This window comes from Mesorhizobium sp. M8A.F.Ca.ET.021.01.1.1, assembly GCF_003998025.1.
GTDB lineage: Bacteria > Pseudomonadota > Alphaproteobacteria > Rhizobiales > Rhizobiaceae > Mesorhizobium.
This window is the reverse complement of record NZ_RZSJ01001013.1, coordinates 1-890: the sequence shown is the minus strand read 5'-3', so window position 1 is coordinate 890 and position 890 is coordinate 1. Positions and strand designations below refer to the sequence as shown.

General features: G+C 65.1%; 2 protein-coding genes. One reads left to right on the top strand and one right to left on the bottom strand.

Annotation, left to right across the window (positions count from 1 at the left end; genetic code table 11):
- The coding region (locus EOA36_RS36265; protein WP_145969545.1) for a LysR family transcriptional regulator at positions 1–328 on the bottom strand (328 nt) is incomplete at its 3' end.
- A gap of 206 nt (positions 329–534) precedes the next feature.
- Here EOA36_RS36265 and EOA36_RS36260 point away from each other — a divergent pair.
- Positions 535–890, top strand: a 356-nt coding sequence (locus tag EOA36_RS36260; RefSeq protein WP_127281304.1) for an aldehyde dehydrogenase family protein, incomplete at its 3' end; no start/stop codon positions are given.

Here is an 890-nt window from a genome sequence, read left to right as displayed (position 1 = left end):
CATCTCTTCTGCGCTCGGCCAAGCCGAAGCCGTCGGGTGCACCGATGCGCACGGTTCCGGACACGTCGTCGCCTTCGCCCGATATGGTCGAGCGGGCGGCGATCATGTCGCCTTCCATGCGCTCGGCGATGTCGAGGAAGCGCTCGCCTGCCGGCGTCAGCTCGCTGCCGGTGGTCAGGCGGCGGAAGAGTTTTGTCCTCAGTGCTTCCTCCAGGGCCGCGATGCGGCGCGAGACGGTGGCATGGTTGAGCTCCAGCCGCCGCGCGGCGCCAAGGATCTGGCCGGCGCGCGCCACGGCGAGGAAGATGCGCACGTCATCCCAGTTCAAGGGCGTGGTCCGACAGGACGGAGGGGCGTGTGAGGGAACTCAACTTAACGATTCCAGCGATGACAAACTCACCCTACCATTTGCGACAATTGATGCACAGGCACCCACCGTTATCTATTTTCCGCACAACGGTTGCGTTCTCCCTCGCGTTGCCTTCGCCACCACAAAGGCGGACAATGCGCCATCACAAACAAGGGAGAGAAATCATGATCGACTACGGTCATTTCATCGGCGGCAAGCGTGTCGCCGGCACCAGCGGGCGCAAGCAGGACGTCATGCAGCCGATGGACGGCTCGGTGCGCGGCACCGTGGCGCTGGCCTCGCAGGCGGAACTGCGCGCGGCGGTCGAAAATGCCAAGGCCGCGCAGCCCGCATGGGCGGCCACCAATCCGCAGCGCCGCGTGCGCGTGCTGATGAAATTCCTCGAACTGGTCGCCCGCGACTATGACGAACTGGCCGACATCCTGGCGCGCGAACACGGCAAGACCATCGCCGACGCCAAGGGCGACATCCAGCGCGGCCTCGAAGTGGTCGAGGTCTGCATCGGCGCGCCGCATATGAT